The sequence below is a fragment of the Paenibacillus artemisiicola genome, from assembly GCF_017652985.1.
GTDB classification, from domain to species: domain Bacteria; phylum Bacillota; class Bacilli; order Paenibacillales; family Paenibacillaceae; genus Paenibacillus_Z; species Paenibacillus_Z artemisiicola.
Genome location: NZ_JAGGDJ010000016.1, coordinates 41,797 through 64,638, shown reverse-complemented (window position 1 = coordinate 64,638; position 22,842 = coordinate 41,797). Strand labels below are relative to the sequence as shown.

The window sequence follows — 22,842 nt, the reverse complement described above, 5'->3', positions numbered from 1 at the left end:
GCATCCGCTTTATGCAACCGCATTCATGCCAATTGACCCGCACGACACTATTCGTATTGGGAGGAATCGGACCATGGAACACCAAACACGTCTGCCAAGATCGACGCCGGAGGCGGCGGGCATCGCGCCGCAAGCGGTCCTCGGCTTCCTGGACGCCATTCGGGACCGGAAGCTGGAGCTGCATAGCTTCATGCTGCTTCGCCGCGGACAAGTCGCCGCCGAAGGCTGGTGGGCGCCGTACAAGCCGGAATACCCGCATATGCTGTTCTCGCTGAGCAAAAGCTTCACGTCGACGGGGATCGGCTTCGCGGCCGCGGAGGGGCTGCTGACGGTGAACGACCCGGTCGTCGGCTTCTTTCCGGACGAGGCGCCGGAGACGGTGACGGGCAACCTCGCCGCGATGCAGATCCGGCATCTGCTCATGATGGGCACGGGCCATGCCGCGGACGTGACCGGCAGCCTGCGCAAGGACGAGAACTGGGTCCGCGCGTTCCTGGCGGAACCGGTCGAGCACAAACCGGGCACGCACTTCGCGTACAACAGCGCGGCGACGTACATGCTGTCCGCCATCCTGCGCAAGGTCACGGGCCAATCGCTGCTCGCGTACCTGAAGCCGCGCCTGTTCGCGCCGCTCGGGTTGACCGAGGGCACGTGGGAGACGTGTCCGCGCGGCATCGAGGTCGGCGGCTGGGGCCTGAACGTCACGACCGAGGACATCGCCAAGTTCGGCCAGCTGTATCTGCAGCACGGCGTCTGGGAAGGCGAGCAAATCCTGCCGGCGGCGTGGATCGACGAGGCGACGAGCTTCCAGATCGACAACGACGACGGCCGGGCCAACGACTGGACGCAGGGCTACGGCTACCAATTCTGGCGCTGCCGCCACGGCGCGTACCGCGGCGACGGCGCGTTCGGCCAATTCTGCGTCGTCCTGCCCGAGCAGGAGGCGGTGCTCGCGATTACGTCCGGCGTCGCCGACATGCAGGCCGTGCTGGACGCCGCCTGGGCCGAGCTGCTGCCGGCGCTGTCGGCGGACGCCGCTCCCGCTCCGGACGCCGCGGCGCAAGCGGCGCTGGAGGAACGGCTCGCGGCGCTGCGGCTCGACCCGCCGCAGGCCGAAGCGTCCTCGCCGGCCGAAGCGCGGCTGGACGGCCGGGTCTTCCGCCTCGAGCCGAACGAGCTGCGCCTCGATTCGCTCGCGGTGCGCTTCTCGGAGCAGGGCGCGGAGCTCACGATCGGCAACGACGAGCTCGGCGAGCAGACGGCGAAGCTCGGACGCGGCGCGTGGACGGCGAGCCGCCTGCGCGTCGGAGACGTGAAGCAGGGCGCCGAGCAGCGCGTCGAAGGCAGCTTCGCCTGGCGGAACGACGATACGCTGGACATCCGGCTGATGCTCGTGGAGACGCCGTTCACGTACGCGCTCGCCTGCCGGCTGGACGGCGACGCGCTCGAGCTGACGTTCACGGCGAACGTCGGCTGGGACCCGGACAAGGTGCTGACGATCCGCGGCCAAGCCGCAGCGCTGGCGTAAGCCTGCGGACGGTCAAGCCTGCGGGCGGTCAAGCCCGCGGACGGCCGAATCAAAACAAGGACAACCCGGATGCCGGGTTGTCCTTGTTCGCGTGATGCGCGATCCGCCGCGCCGTCAAGGCTGCGGCTGCGTGAGCAGCTTCACGGCCTCCTGCAGCTGCGTCTCGATGTCGTGCGGCGTATAGCCGAGCCACGTATCCATGCTGATCTGGAACACATGGCCGTTCTTGACGGCGGGGATGTTCTTCCACAGCGCGCTCGACTTAATCTCCTCGAAGCGTTTCTCGGCGTCCTCGCCCGGCAGCAGCGTGACGAACGCGTAATCCGCGCCGTAATCCGGCAGCAGCTCGAGCGAGATCGGAATCGCCCACAGGTTCGGGTCCTTGTCGATCTCCTGCTGCACGAGCGCCGGCCGCTTCAGGTCGAGCGCCTTGTACAGCGTGAAGCCGATGTTCCGCACGCCGTAGACGTAGAACTCCTTCGGATCGATCCGGTAGATCGCCACCGTCTTGTCCGCGCCGATCGCGCCGGCGATCTGCTCCTTCGCCGCCTTGATCTTCTCGTCGAACCCGGCTTGCCATGCGGCCGCTTCCTTCTGGCGGTTCAAGATGTCGCCGACGACCTTCACGTGGCCGAAGACGTCGTAGCCCATCCACGGCACGCTGACGGTCGGCGCGATCTTGGACAGCTTGTCGTAGTCGGCCTGCTCCAGGTCCGCCGCGATGATAAGGTCCGGCTTCAGCGACAAAATCTTCTCGTAGTTGACCGATTCGGAGCTGCCGACCTCTTCGATGCCCTGGAAGGCCGGATCCTGGCCGTCGAGCAAATAATCGAGCGCCCCGATCGGCTTCACGCCGACGGACAGCATCTGGCTGACGTATTGCAGCGTCACGACCCGCTCCGGATGAGCGGGAATGACGGTTTCGCCCAGCGCGTGCTTGAAGACGCGCTTCGCGGAGGCGCCTTCCCCGGACGCTTCGCCGCCATCGGACGCGGACGTCTCATTCGCCGGTGCGGACGTTTCTTCGCCGGCCGGCGCCGCGGCGTTCTCCGGCGCGTTGTTCGCGTTCCCGCATGCCGCCAGCAGCAGGACGAGCAGCAGCATCGGAACGATGCCGATCAATCGGTTTCTCTTGAACACGGTAACCCTCCCACCAGGTATGACGATTAAATGCAGCGCGATCCGTGCCGCCGGCGCCGCAGGCAATTGCCGGACGCGCGGAAGTTCTGGAATCGGCTGACATTGATAAAGATTATCATTATCAATTAAAGGCTGTCAATTCATTTCTCCCCGTTTGTCCGTTTCGGACGTCCTGCAGCGACCGCTGCGAATGGGGCTATGCCCGGGGACGTTCACGGCCGCATAGCCAATAGAGACCTGCCGCTTCAACGCGGCAGGTCTCTTTTGCTTCCCGCAAGCCGGGTCCTATACGAATTGGCGTTCGCCGGTCTCGGCCGCCCTTGCGACCGCGTCCAGCAGGCGGTGCACCTTCACCGCGTCCGCGAACGTCGGCAGCCGGGACGTACCCTCCCGGATGTCCTCGGCCAGTCTGCCGAGCGCCCCTGCCACGTTGACGACGGGGCCGCCTTGGCGGATAAGCGACTCCGGCACGCGGAGGTAGGCCGCCGGCACGGCCAGCGGCTCAAGCGGGGACGACGGGTCCAGCCCGTTCCTTCGCGCGCCGAGCAGCTGGTACGGGCCCATCTGGATGCTGCCCTTCGCATTGCGCAGCGCGAGCGTGCCGCGATCGCCGAAAATATCCAGGGCGAGGCCAATCTCGTGCCGTACGCCGCCTTGGATGTGGATGCTCGCCATCGCACCGCCAGCCAGCTTGCCGTGCAAGAGAATCTGGTCGTCGGACGATTTGTCGGCGAGCTCTCCGTTCCCTCCGATCATCTCCGCTTGCGGATATCGGTTCGCGACCGTCGCGGACAGCTCCGTGAAATCGCCGAGCATGTACGTCAGCGCGTCGAGCGTATGGCCGCCGTAAATGGCGAACAAATTGCCGCCCGCGGATTTGTCGAGCGTATAGCGGCTGGAAGCGAACGCGAAGCCGCCCATGATTTCCGCGTTGACGCGCAGATTGACGGACAGGACCCGTCCGACGTAGCCGTCCGCGACGAGGTCCTTCGCGTAGTTAATCTCCGGCGCCTGTCTCGCCTGCAGCCCGACGACGGCATGAAGCCGCGGGGATTCCGCGGCCAGGCGCAGCAGCTCCTCGGCCCGCGCGGTGTCGGATGCCAGCGGCCATTCGCAATAGACGTGCTTGCCGGCTCCGATCGCCGCCTTCACGGCCTCGTCGTGCTCCGTCACCTTGACGCTGGCCACGACGAGATCCACGCCCGGATGCCGCGCCAGTTCGCCCGCGTCCGCGAACGCATGCGCCGCGCCGAACTCGCGGGCGCTCGCCTCCGCGCTCTCGATCCGGCTCGTGGCCACGGCCGCCAGCGTCAGTCCGGGCAGCTCCCGGATCGCCGGGACGTGCGTCCCTTTCGCCCAGCCGTTGTTGATCGAACCGCCGATAATACCGACTCCGATCGCAGAATTATGCATCAATCATTCACGCTCCTGTTCGCGATATAATTAGCCAGCCAAATAATAAACTAAAAAGATTCACTCCAGATTCCGGTCCATCCGCCGCAGCATCGCCACCAACCGCGCACGCTCTTCGGACGGAAAATCCGCCAGGAGCTTCTCGGTTACGCTGTGCCAGATGCTTTCCACTGGCTTCAGCAAGGCACGTCCTTCGGGCGTGACGTACACGCGGCTTACCCGGCCGTCGGCTTCATCCCGCTTGCGCGACACGATCCCCTTCTTCTCCAGCTTGATCAACATGTTCGTGACGGTCGGCGGCTCAACGTTCAGCCGCTCGCACAGCTGCGCCTGCGTCACGCCTTCTTCCCGCCACAGCTGGCAGAGCAGCTGATCCTGCCCGACGTGCAGGTCGACCTCGCGCAGCAGCTCGTCGTAGGTTCGGCGCAGCTGGCCCGCTACTTTGTAAAGCAGCTCCCGGATTTCGTCTTCCATTTGCGAAGCCTCCTTGTCGCGACTGTTAGTTAGCCGACTAAATAATAATTCATACCAGTTATAGCATAGGGCACGCGGCTTGTAAAGCGGATCCCCCGCTCGCCCGCTTCCGCCCGGCGTCCGCATGCCGTTCTCCGCCTCGCTTGCCCGCGTGCCCGCGTGCCGAAGCGCACGAATATGCCGGCATGCTTGCCGCGCGCGCCGACAGAGATCTCCGGGGACGCGGCAAAGGCGCCCGAGCTAGGCCCGGGCGCCTCCGCAATCAACGTATTCGTGCAAACGTTCAATATCTCTTGCCGTAATCCACGAGATTGCGCAGCTTCTCGGGCTCGCCGGACAAGTAGATGCCCAGGTTGGCGGCGACCAGCCGGACGAGCCGCTCCACGTTGCGCGCGGTCAGGCCGCCGGCGTTATGCGGCGTGAGGATGACGTTCGGCAGCGCCCAGAGCGGATGGTCCGCGGGCAGCGGCTCCTGCTCGAACACGTCGAGTCCCGCGCCCGCGATGACGCCCTGCTCGAGCGCCGCGACGAGGTCCTCCGTCCGCACCGTCCCGCCGCGCCCGACATTGATGAAGTACGCGCCGCGCTTCATCGCGGCGAACCGTTCCGCCTGGAACAGATGCGCCGTCTCGTTCGTCAGCGGCAAAATGTTCACGACGTAGTCGGCTTCCCGCAGCGCCTCGTCCAGCCGGTCGGCCGCGTACGCCGCGTCCGCCTCCGGCACGGCGCCGCCCGAACGGCGGACGGCCAGCACGCGCATGTCGAACGCGCGCGCGATCCGGGCCACCTCGCGGCCGATCTCGCCGGCGCCGACGATCGCGACGGTGCCGCCGTTCATCTCGGCCAGCGTCTCCGGGCTCTCCCAGGCGCCGGTCCGCTGGTTGCGGACGGCGGCCGCGATGCCGCGCGACAGGCCGAGCATCATGGCGACGGCCGTCTCCGACACCGAGCGGGCGTGCACGCCGCTCGCGTCGGTGAGCCGCACGCCGCGCGCCTCCAGCCGGTCGAGCGGCAGGCTGTCGATGCCCGAGGACCAGCTCTGGATCCAGCGCAGCTTGGTCCCCTCTTGCAGGGCGACCTCCTTCACCTTCGCGTCCCAGCCGAAAATGATTTCCGCCTCGCGGTACGCCTCGTCGTCCTGGCCGCCCGGGCGTCCGAACGTGATCGATACGCCCGGCGCGGCGGCGCGCACGGCCGCTTCCTGCTCCGGGCTGAGCGGGTACAGGCAAAGCATCGTTGTCATGGGGCATTCCTCCTTGGCCAATCGAAGATGGTTAAAGCGCGAGCAGCTTGCGAATCTTGCGTTTCGTCTCTTCGTCCAGCGGAACATGGATGCCGACTTGCAGATCGGGCGCGTCGAGCGGCTGGAAAGCCACGTATTCGAACGCGAGCGGTCCGGCGACGGGATGATGCATGATTTTGCGGGCGTTCGAGTAGTCGAGCACGTCGTGCCGTTCCCAGAGGTCCCGGAACTCGGCGCTGGCCTCGGACACGGCCGCGACGTGCCCGCTCCACCACGGGTCGCCGGGATGGCGGGCCATCTCCGCGCGAAACTGGGCGACCGTCCGCCGCGCGTGCTCGTCCCATTCGTCCCCCTTCAGGCGCCGGAAATCGGCGGACAGGAACGTGTGCCAGAGCAGGTTGCGCTCCGTCTCGGTCGTCCGGTCGAGATCGCCGTACAGCACCCGCATCGCGGCGTTCCAGGCCACGATGTTCATCCGGGCGTCCATCGCGCAGGCGGGACTCGCCGCCAGCTCGTCCAGCAGCAGGCGCACGCCGGAGCCGACCTCGCTTTGCGCCGCCGGCTTCTCCGGCGGCGGCTGCTTGTGCGCAAGCAGGAACATATGCCGCCGTTCCGCGGCATCCATCCGCAGCGCGATCGCCAGACTCTCGAGCACCTCCGCGGACGCCTGGATCGGCCGCCCCTGCTCGAGGAAGGTGTACCATTCCAGGCTGACCCCCGCGAGCTGGGCGACCTCGCCCCGGCGAAGGCCCGGCGTCCGCCGCCGTCCGGCCTGGGGAAGACCCGCCTCCGCGGGCGTGATGCGCTCCCGCCGGTTGCGAAGGAAATGGGCCAGCTCGCGGTTTCGGACCGCTTCCGCCGTTTTGTCCATCGTCTCGCCGCTCCTCTCCGCGCGCAAGGGGGGGAGTGATTATACCCGTATAACCAGCCGCCTTCTTGCCGTTTTTATTCCGCTTTACACTAGCTTAGGGGAAGCGGCCCAAGAAATCAATTTACGCGAGAAGGAGCAATCTACGTATGAATATGAACGGAAACACGATTCTCATCACCGGCGGCGCGACCGGCATCGGCCTTGCGCTGGCCGAGCGGCTGATCGCGGCGGGCAATACCGTCATCGTCTGCGGACGGCGGGCGGACAAGCTGGCCGAAGCGCAAGCGGCCCTGCCGGGTCTGCATGCCTATGAAGCCGACGTCTCGAAAGAAGAGGGCCGCGTCGCGCTGTACGAACGCGTCACGAGCGCGCATCCGAACGTAAACGTCCTGCTGAACAACGCCGGCGTGATGCGCTATCTGAAGCTGGACGGCCCGGAGGCGTGGCGGGAAGCGGAAGGCGAGCTCGCCACGAACCTCGCCGCGCCGATCCACCTGGCGATGCTGTTCGCTCCGCATCTGGCGGGCAGGCCGGACGCGGCGGTGCTGAACGTCACGTCCGGGCTCGCCCACGTCCCGCTCGCGGCGGCTCCCGTCTACAGCGCGACGAAGGCGGCGCTGCATGCGTTCACGCTGACGCTGCGCAAGCAGCTGGAGCCGCAAGGCATCGAGGTCCTCGAAATCTGCCCGCCGCACACGGACACCGACATCGGCATTCCGGGCACGAACGGCGACGGCATTCCGCTCGCGCTGTTCGCGGACGAAGCGATGAAGGGCCTCGCGGACGGCCGGCGGGAAGTACCTTACGGCTGGTCGGCGCTCACCTCGCAAGCCTCGCGCGCGGAACGCGACGAGATCTTCCGGCAGTTGAACGGCGGCTAAGCCGGCGCCGAAGGCGCCGCGGGGCGGCAGGCTGATCGGGGCGCGTGAAGTTGACAGTCTTCACGCGCCGCCGCGACGCACGCGGGGAGCGGAGCGAGGGTGCCGAAAAATCGACCGCCCGCGTGCATCCGTCCGCGCCTTGTGCGGGCAGGTCGCCCGATCATGAAGAAGAGCCACGCTCCTCGGGGGAGCATGGCTATTCTTGCGTTCTTGCGTATTAGCGTTCTTGCTATTCTTGCGTTGCTGCACGCCTACAGCCGTTACAGGCACTTCTCTTCCGGTTCTGCCGCCTGCGCGGCCTACAGCCGCTTGAACACCGGAAACGGCTTCTGCGCTTCTTTCAGCGAAGCGAGATTCGTCATCTCGGCCACGGCCATCATCCGTTCCCAGAGCGGCCAAACAACGGGCGAGCGATGCGCCTGGTCCTTCGCTTCTTCCGACTTCCACTCGAAAATCTCCATGACGGTGCCGTCCTCCGCCTCCATCCGAAGCAGCGGATGCTCCGTGATGAGCCCTTCCGCGCGGAGCGCCGGCTCGTGTTCCAGCACGATGCCGCGCAGCTCGCTTTCCTTGCCGGGATGCGGGCGATACAGGGCGACGGCGATCAACGTATCGGACATGGTTCGCGGCTCCTTTCCCTCCTGGGGGTTGCTAGTCCTTGCCGCTAATCAGTATACCCTTGAAAGCGGGATCCGTTCCAGCACCGACCGCTAGCCCCCTCGCCGGCTACTCCGCCTTCTCCGCCATGACCTTGCCCAGCTCGTCCAGCAGCCGTTCCCTCGTCACGGGGTCGTCGAAATTCCAGCGGCTGTTCATGACGGTGACGCGCCCGTTCCGCACGGCCGGAATCGTGGACCAGACGCGGCTCCCCAGCAGCGCCTTCGTCGCCGTCGCCGTCTCTTCGGCTTCATCCGTCAGCACGTACAGCTCGTCGCCCGCGAAGCTCGGCAGCACTTCCTCGGAGACGAGACTGAAGCGCTCGTCCTTGTCGATCAACTGCTTCACGCCGCCCGACGGCTTCAGATCCAGCATGTCGTACAGGGAGACCGACAGCCCTTGATGCCCCATGACGTAGAGATCCTTGCCCAGCTGCAGCAGCACCGTCGCCGTCGTGCCCGGCTTGATCCGGTCCTTCAGCCGCTCCTTGACCTGATCGGCCTTCGCGTCGTAATCCGCTTTGTAGGCCGCGGCTTCCTGCTGCCTGCCGAGCAGCTCGGCGAATTGGCCCATCCGTTCGAACGTGCCGTCGCCGCCCATGACGACGGTCGGGGCGATCTTGGCGAGCGGCTCGAGCGCCTTCTCGTCCCAATCGCTGAACAGGATCAAATCCGGCGCGAGCGCAAGCACCTTCTCCGTGTTCGCCGGATAGCCGACGTCCTCGATTCCCGCGAGCAAATCCGGGTACGCCACCTGCGAGGCGATGACGCTGAGCGACGCCCCGAGCGGCTGGACGCCGAGCGCCAGCAGATCGCCGGGGTCGCTGCCGACGTAGACGATCCGCCGCGGATCGACGGGCACCTCGACTTCTCTGCCCTTGGCGTCGGTGTAATTTTTGGCCGCCTTCTCCCCGGCCGTCCGCGCCTGCCCGTTCTCCGGCGCCGCCGCGTTTCCGTTAGCCGGCTTGTCCGCGGCGGCCGTCCCGTTCGACTGCCCGTTCGCGCCGCACCCCGCGAGCATGACGGCGAGGGCCAAGGCCAGCCCCATAAATAAGGTCCCTCTCATAGCTGTCACTGCCAAACCCCTCTCGATGCTTTTTAATTGATAATGATTATTATTATCAATATAGAGTCGAGGCTCAATCCTGTCAAGGCAAGAAATCGGCCCGCCGCCGCGCCGGAAAAGAATGATTCCGCCGCTGGCCGGCGAATATCTTTCGTAAGCCCGACCCGATTCCGACAAGGAGGAATACCCATGACCGACTCGATCAAGGACATATTCGACACGCAAGGGTACGTCATCGTCAAACAGTTGTTTTCGGAGGAAGAGATCGACCGGCTGAAGACAGAAGCCAAGGACATCCTGTCGCGGAATGCCGTCGACGGGAGCGGCGTCTACCTCGGCCTGACCGCCGCCAGCCCGTTGTTCAAGGAAGCCGCCGCCGCGCCCCGCCTGTCCCGGGCGCTGAAAGCGATTCTCGGCGACGACGTCCTGTTCCTGAGCGACAAGATCGTGTTCAAGAACGCGAGCACCGACTTCGGTTCGCCGTGGCATCAGGATTACTCGTATTGGCACGGCAGCCACAAGCTGTCCGTCTGGATCGCGCTCGACGACGCGACGCCGGAGAACGGCTGCCTGCGGCTCGTTCCCGGCTCGCACAACGAGACCGTGACCCACGACGGCGAAGCGCCCGACGACAAGGGCTTCGTCTACCGGCTCGACGAGGCGAACATCGACGCGTCGCGGATCGTCGACTTTCCCGCGGCCAAAGGGGACGCGCTCGTGTTCCACGACCTGCTGCTGCACGCGTCGTACCCGAACGTCTCCGGCGCCGACCGCTGGGCGCTCATCTCCACGTACAAAGACGGCCGGCAGCCGGACCCGGACTATTCGTGGGCGCATGCGGCATTTGCTTTGAAATAACCGTTCTTGCGCGGTTCCTGCGCGGCGGCAAGCATGCAAAAAGGCCGGCGGCCTCCTCCTGCGAGGGGCTGCCGGCCTGCTTGCGCTTGCGGCGAGCGTGTCCGGATACCGGCGACGTTCCGCTCCCGCTCCCCTTACAGGGACCGTTCGCTGACGCCCGTCTCCGGGTCGAACGCGAGCATTTTCGTGCCGATCTTGTCGATGAAGAACCGGTCATGGCTGACCGTCACGACCGCGCCGGGAAAATGGATCAACGCCTGCTCCATGACCTGGATGCTCGTCAGATCGAGGTGGTTGGTCGGCTCGTCCAGGATGACGACCGCGGCGCCGGAGAGCAGGCATTTCGCGAGTGCGACCCGGGCCTTCTGCCCGCCGGAGAGACTGCCGGTGGGCTTGCTCAAGTCCGCCTCCGAGAATTGCAGCATGGACAGGAATTTGTTCACCTTCTTGCGCGGCGCGTCCAGCCCGAGGCCGTACGTGTTGACCGCGTGGCTCACGGTATCCTTCGGATCGAGCTCCGCCCACATCCGGTTGAAATACGCGAATTCCACGCCCCGCTCCCAGACCACCTCGCCGGTCGCCGGCTTCTCCTCGCCCGTCAGCGCCTTGATCAGCGTGGACTTCCCGCTTCCGTTCGGCCCCGCGATGACGAGCCGGTCCTCCTTCTGAATGTCGAAGCTCACGCCCTTGAAAATCTCTCGGCCCTCGTAGCGCTGCCCGATGGCCTTGACCTCGCACAGCTTGTCCGGGAAGCGCAGCCGCTCGTAAATGTCGGTGATGAGCACGTTGACCGGATGCGGCTCGACGCGCTTCTTGCTGTCGGCCAGCTTGCGGGACAGCCGGTCCTTCGCGGATTTGCGGCTCGCGCGGTCCTCGATGCCCTCCGCTTCCATGAGCAGCAGCTCTTCCTCCCATTCGAACTGGCGGACGAGCTCCTTCCGGCGCAGCTTCTTCTTGCGGATGTAGTCGGTGTAGTTCCCCTCGTACGGATGAAAATGGTAATTCTCGATCTCGACGATTTGCGTCGCGGCCTTGTCGATGAATTCGCGGTCGTGGGAGATCAGGATCATCGCCCCGCCGAACCGGTGCAGCCACTGCTCGAGCCACGCGATGCCTTCGATGTCGAGGTAGTTCGTCGGCTCGTCGAGCAGCACGACGTCGGGCCGCTGGACGAGCATCTTGGCCAGCGCCGCGCGGTTGCGCCAGCCGCCGGACAGCTCGTCGACGGGCTGATGCCGCGACCGTTCGCCGAAGCCGAGCTTCGTCAGCACCGTGTCGATCTCCACCGGCACGTTCCAGCCGTCGATATGCTCCATGCGCTCGAACAGCTCCGCCTGCCGCGCGAGCAGCGTCTCCATCTCGCCGTCGTCCGCTGCTTCCCCGAGCCGCTCCGCGATCTCTTGCAGCTCCCGTTCGATCCGCGCGGCCTCCTCGAAGCACAGCTCGAGCTCCTGCTGGGCGGACAAACGCCCGTGCAGCTCCGAGAATTGCGAGAAGTAGCCGATCCGCGCCCCGGGATCGACCTCCACCTTGCCGGACGTCGGCTCCTCCTGCCCCAGGATCAGCTTGAATACCGTCGATTTGCCCGCGCCGTTGCGGCCGATGAGGGCGATGCGCTCCCCTTGGCTCAAGCGAAAATAGATCTCGCGAAAAATCAGCGCGTCCCCGTATTTCTTCGTCACGTTCTCCAATCGTATGACGCTCATGTCGTTCCCCTTTCCCGCTTCCGCCGGTCTCGCTCGATTATACCACCGCCGGGGCGAATTCGCGTATTCCATGCCGCCGCCGCATACGCTTAGGGAAGAACGTTGCTTACGGAGGCGATCGCATGGACCGTGCCAAGCCGAATATCCTCGTGCTGCTCGTCGACGAGGAGCGCTACCCGCCTGTCTACGAGACGCCGGCCGCCCGGGAATGGCGCTCGCGGCATCTGGCGGCGCAGCGGATGCTGCGCGAACACGCGCTGGAATTCCACCGGCATTACATCGGCAGCTCCGCGTGCTCGCCGAGCCGCGCCACCCTGCTCACCGGCCAGTATCCGTCCCTGCACGGCGTCACGCAGACGACCGGGATCGCGAAGGAGCCGTTCGACTCCGACATGTTCTGGCTGGACGCGAATACGGTGCCCACGATGGGCGATTATTTCCGCGCGGCCGGCTACCGGACGTATTATAAGGGCAAATGGCATGTCTCCTTCGAGGACATCGTCGTCCCCGGCACGCACCGGAGCGTATCGAGCTACGATCCCGTCACGGGCGTGCCGGTCCCGGCGAAGGGCGGCCTGTACGCCCGCGCCGACCGCCTCGGCCGCTACGGCTTCGCCGGCTGGATCGGCCCCGAGCCGCACGGACGGGATCCGCGCAACTCCGGCTCCTCCGCGGCGGCCGGCCTGCCCGGCCGGGACGGGGTCTACGCCGCCGAGACCGTCCGGCTGCTCGAAGCGCTCGGCCGGGCGCGGCGCGGCGGCGCGCATCCTGAGCCGTGGCTCGTCGTCGCGTCCTTCGTCAATCCGCACGACATCGTGCTGTACGGCGCCGTCACCGCGCGGATGCGCCGCCGGTTCCGGTTCGAAGCCGGACCGTCGGTCCCGGACATTCCCCCCGCTCCGTCGGCGGGCGAGACGCTCCGGACGAAGCCGCGCTGCCAGGCGAGCTACCGGGACATCTACCCGCTCGCGCTCCAGCCGATCGGCGACGAGCCGTTCTACCGCCGGCTGTATTATCGGCTGCAGGAGAACGCCGACCGGCAGATGGCCGCCGTGCTGGACGCGCTGAAGCGCTCGCCGTTCTACGAAGATACGATCGTCGTCTTCACGTCGGACCACGGCGAGCTGCTCGGATCCCACGGCGGCCTGCATCAGAAGTGGCACTGCGCCTACGAGGAGGCGCTCCGCGTGCCGCTGCTCATCCACAGTCCGCGCCTGTTCCCGCGGCCGGCGCACAGCCATGCGCTCACCAGCCACGTCGACCTGCTGCCGACGCTGCTCGGGCTTGCGGGCGCCGACCCCGAAGCCGTCCGGCAGCGGCTGCGGGGGCGGTTCAGCGAGGCGCGGCCGCTCTCCGGGAGGAATCTCGCCCCGTACGTCGGCGGCGGGCGGCCGCCCGCGATCCCGGACGCCCCGGTCTACTTCCTCACGCTGGATGATCCGACGAAGGGGCAGCACCAGGTCAGTCCGTTCGGCCGCCCGTATCCCGCGGTCACGCAGCCGAACGGCGTCGAGACGGTCATCGCGGCGGTCGGCGCGGACGGACGGAAGCAGCTGTGGAAGCTGAGCCGCTATTTCGACAGCTCGCCCGTCGAGCCGGGCGGCGGGGGGACGCCCGTGCCGGACGAATACGAGCTGTACAACGTCGCGGAGGATCCGATGGAGCTGCGGAATCTCGCGCATCCCGCCTTCGCGGACGCGCGCTCGCGCGCCGCCCGGGCGGAGCTGCTGCGGCTGCTCGCGGACGAGCGGGCGCGGAAGCGCCTGACGCCGGAGGCAAGCGACGCGTGAACGGCGGCGGGGCGGTTCAGGCAAGGGCCGCCCCCTAATGACCAACCGCCGGGCCGCGCGTTTCGCGGCTTGTCCAAGCGAGGTTGACGCCTAACGCGCTGCCCATTGTGAATCGCTTGTAAATCCGCGATTGACACGCGATCGCCAATGGTAGTATATTCCTACTAAATCACTGTGATTTATCCACATTATTCGATGCAGGGGGAATAATCATGACCGTTACCTACTCGACCCGCACCAAGACGCTGCTCGCTTCCGCGCTCGCCGCGACGCTGCTCGCCGGCGGCCCGGCCGCGGCGTTCGCCGCCGCGCCGACGGACGCGTCCGCCGCCGTCCCGATCGCCGCTCCGATCGCTTCTCCGGCGCCGGCCGCGGCCAAAGAGATCGCCGCCTCGGAATACGCGGCGTTCCTGAAGGACAAGTTCGGCATTACGCTCTCCGCCGGCGTGAGCCGCGGCGAATTTTTCCTCGATCTGGCCCGCGCGGCGCAGCTGGCGCCTGCCGAAGACGCGGTCGCGTTCAAGGATCTGCCCGCGACGAGCCCGTACTACGACGCCGCCCGGGCGCTGTACCAGACCGGCGTGCTGGCCACGGACACCGTGAACGCCCCGAACGCGCTCATCGCCGTCAACGCCGTGCAAGCCGCGGTCCGCGCCGCCGGGCTCAAGGAACTGGCCTATACATATCCGAAAGCCAAGGCGGAAGCGGCCGTCGCCAAGCTGCCGATCCGCGCCGCCTCGCTGGACGCGAAAACCGTGCAGGAGCTCGCCGCCGCGATCGACACCGGCCTGCTGCCGGCCGCCTACTACGGCCAGCTGAAGCCGGGCGCGGCCGTCTCGGCGGACCTCGCGAACGTGCTGATCGGCAAGGTGCTCGTCTTCAAAGGGCAGTTCAAGCACTATGTCGGCTACGTCAGCGACTCGGACATTTACGCGCAGCTGTCGGACGCGTACGCGGAATCCAAGATCATTCAGGACGAGGAGCTGCAGAAGATCGTCGACGCCGCGCTCGAGAAGGGGCTAGTCACGGGCTACAACCTGAAGGACAGCCGCTTCGAGCCGAACTTCGTCGAATCGCTGACGCTCGTTTACGGGCATTCGGACCTGAATCACGCCCTGCAGCTGATCGGCCTGCTGCGCGGCGAAGGCATCGACGCGAAGGTGCAATTCGAGCCGAAGACGTCCGCGTTCGTTTACCTGAAGGAGTGGGGCGAGCCCGGCGTCTCGGAGCAGTACGAAGTGAAGCAGATCGCGAACGGCAATTACATCGAGTACGCCAAGGAGTACGACATTGCCTTCGAATTCGCCACCGCCGCCGACAAGGAGCGCTTCAACGGCATCATCGGCGCGTACGCCAAGAAGAACGAAGAGAACCAGGCGGGCCTCATCGCCGGCTCGTGGTGGCAGCCGCTTTACTATTCGCTGACGCCGCTCGCGGATTACAACGAAATCACGAATAACAAGATCCAGCTCGGCCGCTATTACGCGCAATCCTTCTCGCTCAAGGAGCAGTCCAAGGCCGTCGTCGCCGGCTTCAAGCAGGTCGATCCGAACGTGAAGGTCGAGACGTACGACTTCTGGACCGACGTCCCGTTCTATAACTACCTGAACGGCGAATCGAAGTAAGGGTTAGCCGTTTTCGCGGCAGGACCTCCGTTTCGCGGCAAAAGCCGCCCATCTCCCGATGGGCGGTTTTTTTTCGCCCGCCGCCGCCGCCATGGGCTGTAACCCCGAACTGGGCGCCCGCATAGGATATTCCATGCTTGATAACGGAGGTCTGCCAACCATGAGTTCGCAAAAAACGGCACCGCAGGAGTTGTCGCCGCTCTATCAATGCGATTCCAAGGTGCATCAAACGCTGAAGGCGGTCCACGACCATCTGCATCAGCTCTGCTGCGACCATACGCATCGGCTGGTCAAGATGGAAACGATGGACGGCGACGTCTTCGAAGGCCACATCGTCCACTGCCACAAGGGCGTCGTCTACATCTGCCTGAACGACGAGGGGTCTCATCGCGCCTTCTTCCCGGGCGCCCCGTTTCCGTACCCGTACTACAACCGGTTCGTGCTGCCGCTCGTGCTGTTCAACCTGCTGACGATTTCCCTGCTTTAAGCGCGCGTCGCGCCATCCGTCCGACAAGGAGTGATTCGTATGGCATTCATGCCTCCATTCGGCCCGCCGCCAGGACCTCCGGGCCCTCCGGGGGGTCCAGGCGGCCCAGGCGGCCCAGGCGGTCCAGGCGGTCCGCAAGCCGGCTCGCAGCCTCCGACCGCGCCGCCACCGCAGGCGGTACCCCCGAAGCCGATGTCCGCAGGTCTCTTGGCCGTCGATCCCGGCGCCATCGCCGGCTGCCGGTTTCGCTACACGTACATTTGGCCGCGCAGCGGCCCGGGCTTCTGGTTCTATCCGGTGTTCGTGGGCCGCACGTCCGTCTCCGGCTACCGCTGGAACGGCTTCTTCTGGATGTTCTCCGGCTTCGATCTGTCGCGCGTCGACTCGTTCACGTGCATCTAATCCGTCCCGTCCTGCCCGACTCCGGCAGCTTCCGCGCCCCCGAGGCCGAAGCCTGCCGGTTTTTTTTGCCGTTTTCCCGCCGTTTATTTCCGTCTCGGGGCGGTTGGCATCGGACGAACCGGCTCGACCATACACTTGCAAGAGAAACGGACTAAAGGCGGGGATATCGTGGGAAGCAAGCAGGAATTCGTGGTCGTGGTCGTGCCGCTGTCGGAAATCAAAAAGTTCGTCGCCATCGACATCGTCGGCGGGACCGCGCTCTATTACCTCATCAAGCTACCGCTGCACTCGGTCCTCTGGGCAATGGCCGGCAGCATGGCCGGACCGATGCTGATCCGGCTCTCGCTGCGCAAGCGGCCCGCGCCGAAGCTTAAGCCGCGGCGGATCGGCGGATAAAGGCGCGGACGGGATGAACAACCGTGGGAATTCGGGATAATTACAGCTCTCCGAAAGGGCCGCGCGCCAACTACATAGTTTACATCTCATGTAATATCTATATACTGAATTATAGCGGTTTCATCCCCATGAGAAGCCAGATTCGCACTTATCGAGGAGGATCTATTCATGCAGCACACGATCAAACTGGGCATCGTCGGTTACGGGAACTTAGGGAAGGGCGTCCGCAAAGCCATCGACCAAAATCCGGACATGGAGCTGGTCGCGGTATTCACGCGCCGGACGCCGTCCGAGCTCGAAAGCGGCAGCGCGGGCGTGAAGTTCGAACACATCTCCGCGGCCGAGCGGTACAAGGGCATCATCGACGTCATGATTCTGTGCGGCGGCTCCGCGACGGACCTGCCGGAACAAACGCCGCAGCTGGCGAGCCTGTTCAACACGGTCGACAGCTTCGACACCCATGCCAAAATCCCCGAGTTCTTCGAGGCGGTCGACGCCGTCGCGCGCAAAGCGGACACGCTGAGCGTCATCTCCACCGGCTGGGATCCCGGCCTGTTCTCGCTTAACCGGCTGCTCGCCGAGGCGATTCTGCCGCAGGGCACGGACTATACGTTCTGGGGCAAAGGCGTGAGCCAGGGCCACTCCGACGCCATCCGCCGCGTGCCCGGCGTGAAGGGCGGCGTGCAGTACACCGTGCCCGTGCAAGCCGTCATCGACCGCATCCGCGCGGGCGAGACGCCGGCGTTGTCCACGCGGGAGAAGCATCTGCGCGAATGCTACGTCGTGGCGGAGGAAGGCGCGGACCAAGACGCGATCCGCGAAACGATCGTAAACATGCCCAACTACTTCGCGGATTACGACACGACCGTGACGTTCATCACGGAAGAACAGCTGCAAAACGAGCATAAGGGCATGCCGCACGGCGGCTTCGTCATCCGCAGCGGCATCACCGGCGAAGGCACGAAGCAGATCGTCGAATTCGGCCTGAAGCTCGAGAGCAACCCGGAATTCACAGCCAGCGTGCTGGTGGCCTGCGCCAGAGCGGCCGTCCGCCTGCGCGGCGAAGGCGCCGTCGGTGCGAAGACGGTATTCGATCTCCCGCTCGGCTACCTGTCTCCGAAATCGCCGGAGCAGCTCCGCCGCGAGCTGCTGTAGGACGAGCCCGCGGCCGCGCCGCCATCGATGGCTGGCATCATGGATGCCGGCCATGACGGCGGCATTCGGCGCTGAAGCCGGCGGCGTCGCGAGCTTCGCCCCGCCAGCCAAACGCGAAAAGCCTTGCCGCCCCCTGTGGGGATGGCAAGGTTTTTTCGCGTTACGCGCCGGTTCGCGAGGGGAGCCGCTTCAGACGACGCCTTGGGCCAGCATGGCGTCGGCCACGCGCAGGAAGCCGGCGATGTTGGCGCCCGCGAGGAGATTGCCGGGTTGGCCGTGCACTTCGGCCGCGCGCACGCTGGCCCTGTAAATGTTCCGCATGATCTCGTGCAGCTTCCCGTCGACCTCTTCGAAGCTCCAGGAGGTGCGCATGCCGTTCTGCGCCATCTCCAGCGCGGAGACGGCGACGCCGCCCGCGTTGGCCGCCTTGGCCGGCCCGAACAGCACGCCGTGCCGGTGGAAGACGTCGATGGCGTCCAGCGTCGACGGCATGTTGGCGCCTTCGCTGACGGCGACGACGCCGCTTGCGACGAGCCGCTCCGCCGCTTCCTCATCGATCTCGTTCTGGGTCGCGCACGGCAGCGCGATGTCGCACTTGAGCGTCCAGATGCCGGAGCAGTCCTCGACGTATTCGGCGTTCGGGTGTTCCTCGATGTAATCGCGGATCCGTCTGCGCTCGACTTCCTTCAGGCGCTTCACCGTGTTCACGTCGATGCCGTGCGGATCGTAGACGTAGCCGTTCGAATCGCTGCACGCGATGACCTTCGCGCCGAACTGCACGGCCTTCTCCATGGCATAGATCGAGACGTTGCCGGAGCCGGAGACGACGACCTTCTTCCCTTCGAAGCTCAGCCCCTTGGACTGCAGCATTTCGTTGGCGAAGTAGACGCAGCCGTAGCCGGTCGCTTCCTTCCGCGCCAGGCTGCCGCCGTAGCCGATGCCCTTGCCCGTCAGGACGCCCGCCTCGTAGGCGCCGCGCAGCCGCTTGTACTGCCCGAACAGGTAACCGATCTCCCGCGCGCCGACGCCGATGTCCCCGGCCGGCACGTCGGTGTCCTGGCCGACGTACTTGTACAGCTCCGTCATGAAGCTTTGGGCGAAGCGCATGATCTCCCCGTCGGACTTGCCCTTCGGATCGAAGTCGGAGCCGCCCTTGCCGCCGCCGATGGCCTGCCCGGTCAGCGCGTTCTTGAAGATCTGCTCGAAGCCGAGAAACTTAACGATGCTGGCGTTGACGGACGGATGGAAGCGCAGGCCGCCCTTGTACGGACCGATGGCGCTGTTGAACTGCACGCGGAAGCCGCGGTTGACCTGCACCTTGCCCCGGTCGTCGACCCAGGGCACGCGGAACGTCACCATGCGCTCCGGCTCGACGATCCGTTCCAGGATGCCCTGCTCGGCGAGCTGCGGACGTTTCTCGACGACCGGAATCAGGGAATCCAGAATTTCTTTCACGGCTTGATGAAACTCGCTCTCGTATGGGTTGCGGCGGACGACCGTCTCGTAAATCGACTGCACGTAGCGTGCCGCTTGCGAGTCTTGGCGGACTGCGGTTGACATAAATGGCCTCCTTGATGGATCGGATTTGCACTAATCGACAGATTGTTTGCACTTATTATCAAGGAATGATAGAGAATCGGGGTCGAAAATGCCAATTCAAATTTTTTGTCCGCGCGATCAAAAATCCCAATCGAAAACTGGAAAGGAAAACCTTGACAGAGCCCTCCGCCCCGTCGCACGTATCCGCGCGGAAAAATAATGCGCGCCGAAACCTGTCATTTCGACAGCTGCCGCGCCACGCTGCCCGCGCACGAAAAAAAACGAAACAAGCGCACGAAAAAAACGGAGCGCGGCCGATGCCGCGCTCCGCTTCCTTCTGCCGCTTCTTCCCTCCCGAACGTCAGCCGGTGTACCGGATCGCCGTCCCGTAGGCGTGCACCACCGCGAGCGTCGCGGCGGGCGTGACCAGGATGCCGATCACCGCGTCGCACTCCGGGATCGCGCCCCCGGCGCGGCCGAGCTGCTGCAGGACGTTCAGCGGCGCGCCGTTGCCCACTTTGCCGGAATAGACCGTGCACAGCACCTCGTACGGCCGGGGCAGCGTATGCACCGTATAGACCGGCACGACCCGGGCCTGCTCCGGCTGGTTAAAGGAAGCGTCCTTCTTGTTACCGAACATGGGCCATCCTCCCGCGTGTCAAAGTACCTCCATTATAGCAGGCATGGCAAGCCCTCCCGCGCGTTTACGAACTCTTCAAGCAGGAAGATCGGCCCAGGCCGGCGAATGTTATCCCAAAATCGGACATTTTTCGCGCTCTTGCTCTCGCTTCTCATTTTATCAAGGAACGGATGATCGCCCTGGAATCATTGCCTATCAGACCGGTCAAGCGCAAACGGACCCCGGCCAGCCACTGGATCGTGGCCCTGACGCTGCTCCTCCTGCCCATGGCGGTCGGCCTGTTTTTCTATTTGCCCCGCTATTACAGCTTCACGGCGCCGGGGGACATCGTGTCCGTCCGGGACATCGGCGTGAAGGGCAGCGTGCACTTCGTCTACGTCCGGGAGGGCATCGCCCGCAACCGCTACGAGAAGTACGCGCTCGTGCGATCCTTTCCCGATGCGGAGTTCACGCGCGTCGACGCATCCGCCGAGGACGCGTACGGCGACCTGCTCGGCGTCGAGCAGGACATGAAGAATGACACGATCAAGCACGCGTTGGACTCGGCGGCGGAGCTGTCCGCCAAGCCGAGCACGCCGGACCAGCGCGAAAGCCGGCTGCAGTCGCTGATCGGGCAGACCGCGCAGTACTACGGCGATTCCATCGGCCTGATGCTCGGCATCGGGCTGTACGAGGAGTCGCACGGCCTGGACTTCTCCCGGGGCGGCCAATATACGATTGCCGGCACGGGCACGCTCGAGGCGGACCAGACGGTCGGCTCGGTCGGCGCCATTCGCGACAAGCTGCGGACGGCGGAAGCCGAAGGCGCCGATTTCTTCTTCGTGCCCAAGGACGAGGCCGATTTCCCGTATATCGGGCCCAGCAACGAGGAAGAAGCCCGGCGAACGGCCCAAGAGCTGCACCTGCGCCTGCACGTCGTGCCGGTGTCCACGCTGCAGGAGGCCATCGCCTGCCTGAAGACCATCCCCTAACCCATACCGGAGCGTGACGCAACCATGATTGCTTTAAAATCGGACCTATTCTCCTTCGTGCTCAAAATTCTGCTGTCCGCGCTCGTGGCGCTGTCCGCCGGCGACCTGTGCCTCTCGATGATCTACGTGGCCGACTACGGGCTGTTCAACGACCATTTCTATCCCGCTTACGGCTTCGTCGAGCTCATCTCGACCATCCTGTATATCGTCATCGCGATCATTTTCCTGATCTGGATCTACCGCGTCCATATGGATTTGAACCGGCTGTACCTGCGGTATCCGCGAACGCCGGCCGAAGCGCTGCTCGGCATGATCATTCCGCTCTACAATCTGTACGGCATTCCTTCGACGTTCATGCGGATCGGAAGCCGGTACCAGAGCACGCCCGCGCTTCGGAGAGCCGGCGGGTGGATCAGCGGCCTCGCCGTCCCGCTCGTCCTGCTGACGCTCGTCTCCGGATTTACGAACCAGGCCGTGGCCGGCGCCGACGATGTCTCCGGCACGCTGCTGTTCGCCTCCAGCCTGATCTCGTTCGCGGTATACGTCATCTATCTCGCCCTCGCCCTGCTGGTTTCGCGCGGACTGCACTACACGCATGCCCGCATCGAGGACGAGCCCGGCGCCATGACGTTCGACGCCGAACCGTCCGAGCGGCCGGAGCTGCCGTTCCCCGTGAAAAGCTGATCCGTTCCGCGCAATGCCGAAGAGCCGGCAAGCCCCTCGATTACGAGCGGCTTGCCGGCTCTTGTTCGGCTATCGGGTGTCCCGCACGCCGCTATTCGCGGTAATAGGACAGCACCCAGCACACGCCGTTCCGGTCGGCGACGACGCCGAGCAGGCCGTTGAACGGTGCCTCGTACGGCTTCGTCAACATGCGGCCGCCGTCCTCGAACCGGCCATATACGCGGCGGAAGTCGTCTTCGCTTGCGAGCTTCAGGAAGACCCGCACGTAATCGCCCTGCTGCGCCGGCCTGGCCGCCTTCGTGTCGGCGAACTTGAGCGTGCAGCCGTCCACGCGCAGGTCCGCGTTCAAGACATCGTCCCCCGCTCGGCGCAGAATCGTAATCTCCCCGCCGAGCACGTCCCGGTAAAATTCGATCGCCTCTTTGCAATGGTCCACCGCGATAAACGGATATGCCTCCATAATCATGCTTCCATCCCCCTTGCCCGCAGGCGTTCATAATTGGCGCGCGCGATCCCGGCGGCGTGCGCCTCGTCTTCCTTCGTCCTCAGGTAGACCGATACCCAGCCCGAATCCGGATAGATGTGATGCGGCTCGGCCTTGCCGGCGGCGATCCAGGCGTCCCGCTCCGCCCGCGGCAGCGGCGCGTCGAAGAGCCGGTCGCCGTGCAGATGCCCGATTTCCTTCCCCGAGACCCGAAATTCGATCCCGCCGAACCGATGCGGCTGCGACGTGACCCCTTCCCATGCCAGCAGCACGTCGGCTAATGTCCCGTTCGAATCCATGCCCCTTCGCCTCCTTGTTATCGGCTTACGTTGCGAAGCACCTGCTTTAACAGTCCGACCATGCGCGCGTACTCGTCGTCCGTAATGCCTTCCCGGGCAATGTCCCGGACGCGGTTCAGCCCTTCCTGCACCTTCGGCACGACCGCCCGGCCGGCGTCCGTCAGCTCGAGCAGGTGGAAGCGGTTGTCCGTAGGATCCGGCTCCCGGCGCACGTAGCCCTCGGCCTCGAGCTTCGCGATCGCCTTCGCGGTCGTCGTCTTGTCGATGAGCAGCTCCTCGCTCAGCGCCTTTTGCGTCGTCGTCTTCCCGCCGGCGATGGCCATCAGGAAGATGTACTGGCCGCTGCCGATCCGGTAGGGCGCCAGCTCCGCGGCGATCAGCATCTGCATGTGGCGGTAAATCGCCGAGATGTACTTGCCGTGCGACTCCAGCGGGCCGGCGTCCGCTCGCCAATCCGTGTCCATTCGGTTCGCCTGCCTTTCAAGTAGGATGGTATTGCAACTAATTGGGGAATAGAGAGATAGGATGTTATTG

At 65.2% G+C, this 22,842-nt stretch carries 24 protein-coding genes; 11 read left to right on the top strand and 13 right to left on the bottom strand.

What is annotated here, in order from left to right:
• The first annotated feature begins 73 nt into the window (after nt 1–73).
• On the top strand, nt 74–1,528 hold the full coding sequence (locus tag I8J29_RS18790; RefSeq protein ID WP_208849047.1) for a serine hydrolase domain-containing protein: 1,455 nt from the start codon (nt 74–76) through the stop codon (nt 1,526–1,528).
• Nucleotides 1,529–1,642: 114 nt separating this feature from the next.
• On the opposite strand, the gene I8J29_RS18785 is transcribed toward I8J29_RS18790, so the two are convergent.
• From I8J29_RS18785 to I8J29_RS18765, 5 genes are all read right to left on the bottom strand, one after another.
• Nucleotides 1,643–2,668 carry an ABC transporter substrate-binding protein gene (locus I8J29_RS18785; protein ID WP_338113221.1) on the bottom strand — a complete coding sequence of 342 codons (1,026 nt, stop codon included), beginning with the start codon at nt 2,666–2,668 and terminating at the stop codon, nt 1,643–1,645.
• Nucleotides 2,669–2,953: 285 nt separating this feature from the next.
• Nucleotides 2,954–4,081 carry a Gfo/Idh/MocA family protein gene (locus tag I8J29_RS18780; RefSeq protein WP_240546316.1) on the bottom strand — a complete coding sequence of 376 codons (1,128 nt, stop codon included), beginning with the start codon at nt 4,079–4,081 and terminating at the stop codon, nt 2,954–2,956.
• Nucleotides 4,082–4,141: 60 nt separating this feature from the next.
• Nucleotides 4,142–4,555 carry a MarR family winged helix-turn-helix transcriptional regulator gene (locus tag I8J29_RS18775; protein ID WP_208849045.1) on the bottom strand — a complete coding sequence of 138 codons (414 nt, stop codon included), beginning with the start codon at nt 4,553–4,555 and terminating at the stop codon, nt 4,142–4,144.
• 283 nt (nt 4,556–4,838) lie between these two features.
• Entirely contained in the window at nt 4,839–5,798 is a 960-nt protein-coding gene (locus tag I8J29_RS18770) for a D-2-hydroxyacid dehydrogenase (protein ID WP_208849044.1), read from the bottom strand.
• A gap of 31 nt (nt 5,799–5,829) precedes the next feature.
• Nucleotides 5,830–6,669: a helix-turn-helix transcriptional regulator gene (locus I8J29_RS18765; protein WP_208849043.1), complete on the bottom strand. Its 840-nt coding sequence runs from the start codon at nt 6,667–6,669 to the stop codon at nt 5,830–5,832.
• A gap of 146 nt (nt 6,670–6,815) precedes the next feature.
• On the opposite strand from I8J29_RS18765, the gene I8J29_RS18760 reads away from it, so the two are divergent.
• Entirely contained in the window at nt 6,816–7,550 is a 735-nt protein-coding gene (locus I8J29_RS18760) for an SDR family oxidoreductase (RefSeq protein ID WP_208849042.1), read from the top strand.
• Between the two features lie 299 nt (nt 7,551–7,849).
• Here the strand turns inward: I8J29_RS18760 and I8J29_RS18755 are convergent, their stop codons facing one another.
• Together I8J29_RS18755 and I8J29_RS18750 are read right to left on the bottom strand one after the other, a co-directional pair.
• Nucleotides 7,850–8,170, bottom strand: coding sequence for an antibiotic biosynthesis monooxygenase family protein (locus I8J29_RS18755; RefSeq protein ID WP_208849041.1), 321 nt, complete (start codon nt 8,168–8,170; stop codon nt 7,850–7,852).
• Between the two features lie 106 nt (nt 8,171–8,276).
• Entirely contained in the window at nt 8,277–9,254 is a 978-nt protein-coding gene (locus tag I8J29_RS18750; protein ID WP_240546308.1) for an ABC transporter substrate-binding protein, read from the bottom strand.
• 207 nt (nt 9,255–9,461) lie between these two features.
• Between I8J29_RS18750 and I8J29_RS18745 the strand changes: the two genes are divergently transcribed.
• Nucleotides 9,462–10,130: a phytanoyl-CoA dioxygenase family protein gene (locus tag I8J29_RS18745; RefSeq protein WP_208849040.1), complete on the top strand. Its 669-nt coding sequence runs from the start codon at nt 9,462–9,464 to the stop codon at nt 10,128–10,130.
• Nucleotides 10,131–10,264: 134 nt separating this feature from the next.
• Here the strand turns inward: I8J29_RS18745 and I8J29_RS18740 are convergent, their stop codons facing one another.
• Nucleotides 10,265–11,836 (bottom strand): ABC-F family ATP-binding cassette domain-containing protein, encoded by a 1,572-nt coding sequence (locus I8J29_RS18740; RefSeq protein ID WP_208849039.1) that lies wholly within the window; start codon nt 11,834–11,836, stop codon nt 10,265–10,267.
• A 122-nt stretch (nt 11,837–11,958) separates the two neighbouring features.
• Between I8J29_RS18740 and I8J29_RS18735 the strand changes: the two genes are divergently transcribed.
• From I8J29_RS18735 to I8J29_RS18710, 6 genes are all read left to right on the top strand, one after another.
• Nucleotides 11,959–13,626, top strand: coding sequence for a sulfatase family protein (locus I8J29_RS18735; protein WP_208849038.1), 1,668 nt, complete (start codon nt 11,959–11,961; stop codon nt 13,624–13,626).
• Between the two features lie 212 nt (nt 13,627–13,838).
• Nucleotides 13,839–15,251 carry a hypothetical protein gene (locus tag I8J29_RS18730; protein ID WP_208849037.1) on the top strand — a complete coding sequence of 471 codons (1,413 nt, stop codon included), beginning with the start codon at nt 13,839–13,841 and terminating at the stop codon, nt 15,249–15,251.
• A gap of 160 nt (nt 15,252–15,411) precedes the next feature.
• Complete coding sequence (locus I8J29_RS18725; protein WP_208849036.1) at nt 15,412–15,738, top strand: hypothetical protein; 327 nt, start codon at nt 15,412–15,414, stop codon at nt 15,736–15,738.
• Between the two features lie 192 nt (nt 15,739–15,930).
• Nucleotides 15,931–16,140, top strand: coding sequence for a hypothetical protein (locus I8J29_RS33865; protein WP_240546307.1), 210 nt, complete (start codon nt 15,931–15,933; stop codon nt 16,138–16,140).
• A gap of 168 nt (nt 16,141–16,308) precedes the next feature.
• Nucleotides 16,309–16,536, top strand: coding sequence for a hypothetical protein (locus tag I8J29_RS18715; protein WP_208849034.1), 228 nt, complete (start codon nt 16,309–16,311; stop codon nt 16,534–16,536).
• A 168-nt stretch (nt 16,537–16,704) separates the two neighbouring features.
• Complete coding sequence (locus tag I8J29_RS18710) at nt 16,705–17,691, top strand: diaminopimelate dehydrogenase (protein ID WP_208849033.1); 987 nt, start codon at nt 16,705–16,707, stop codon at nt 17,689–17,691.
• A gap of 189 nt (nt 17,692–17,880) precedes the next feature.
• On the opposite strand, the gene gdhA is transcribed toward I8J29_RS18710, so the two are convergent.
• The gene (gene gdhA / locus I8J29_RS18705; RefSeq protein ID WP_208849032.1) at nt 17,881–19,251 is read right to left on the bottom strand and encodes an NADP-specific glutamate dehydrogenase; all 1,371 of its coding nucleotides are present in this window, start codon (nt 19,249–19,251) and stop codon (nt 17,881–17,883) included.
• Nucleotides 19,252–19,591: 340 nt separating this feature from the next.
• Nucleotides 19,592–19,870 carry a hypothetical protein gene (locus I8J29_RS18700; protein WP_208849031.1) on the bottom strand — a complete coding sequence of 93 codons (279 nt, stop codon included), beginning with the start codon at nt 19,868–19,870 and terminating at the stop codon, nt 19,592–19,594.
• 188 nt (nt 19,871–20,058) lie between these two features.
• Between I8J29_RS18700 and I8J29_RS18695 the strand changes: the two genes are divergently transcribed.
• Together I8J29_RS18695 and I8J29_RS18690 are read left to right on the top strand one after the other, a co-directional pair.
• Entirely contained in the window at nt 20,059–20,841 is a 783-nt protein-coding gene (locus I8J29_RS18695; protein ID WP_208849030.1) for a hypothetical protein, read from the top strand.
• 24 nt (nt 20,842–20,865) lie between these two features.
• Nucleotides 20,866–21,525, top strand: coding sequence for a DUF4328 domain-containing protein (locus I8J29_RS18690; protein ID WP_208849029.1), 660 nt, complete (start codon nt 20,866–20,868; stop codon nt 21,523–21,525).
• Nucleotides 21,526–21,616: 91 nt separating this feature from the next.
• Here I8J29_RS18690 and I8J29_RS18685 read toward each other — a convergent pair whose 3' ends face one another.
• Genes I8J29_RS18685 through I8J29_RS18675 form a run of 3 tightly spaced genes read right to left on the bottom strand, consistent with a single transcriptional unit; the run spans nt 21,617 to nt 22,772 of the window.
• Nucleotides 21,617–21,991 carry a VOC family protein gene (locus I8J29_RS18685; protein WP_240546306.1) on the bottom strand — a complete coding sequence of 125 codons (375 nt, stop codon included), beginning with the start codon at nt 21,989–21,991 and terminating at the stop codon, nt 21,617–21,619.
• On the bottom strand, nt 21,988–22,308 hold the full coding sequence (locus I8J29_RS18680; RefSeq protein WP_208849028.1) for a luciferase domain-containing protein: 321 nt from the start codon (nt 22,306–22,308) through the stop codon (nt 21,988–21,990). Before I8J29_RS18680 ends, I8J29_RS18685 begins: the two co-directional genes overlap by 4 nt.
• A 17-nt stretch (nt 22,309–22,325) precedes the next feature.
• Complete coding sequence (locus I8J29_RS18675) at nt 22,326–22,772, bottom strand: MarR family winged helix-turn-helix transcriptional regulator (RefSeq protein WP_208849027.1); 447 nt, start codon at nt 22,770–22,772, stop codon at nt 22,326–22,328.
• Nucleotides 22,773–22,842 lie beyond the last annotated feature (70 nt).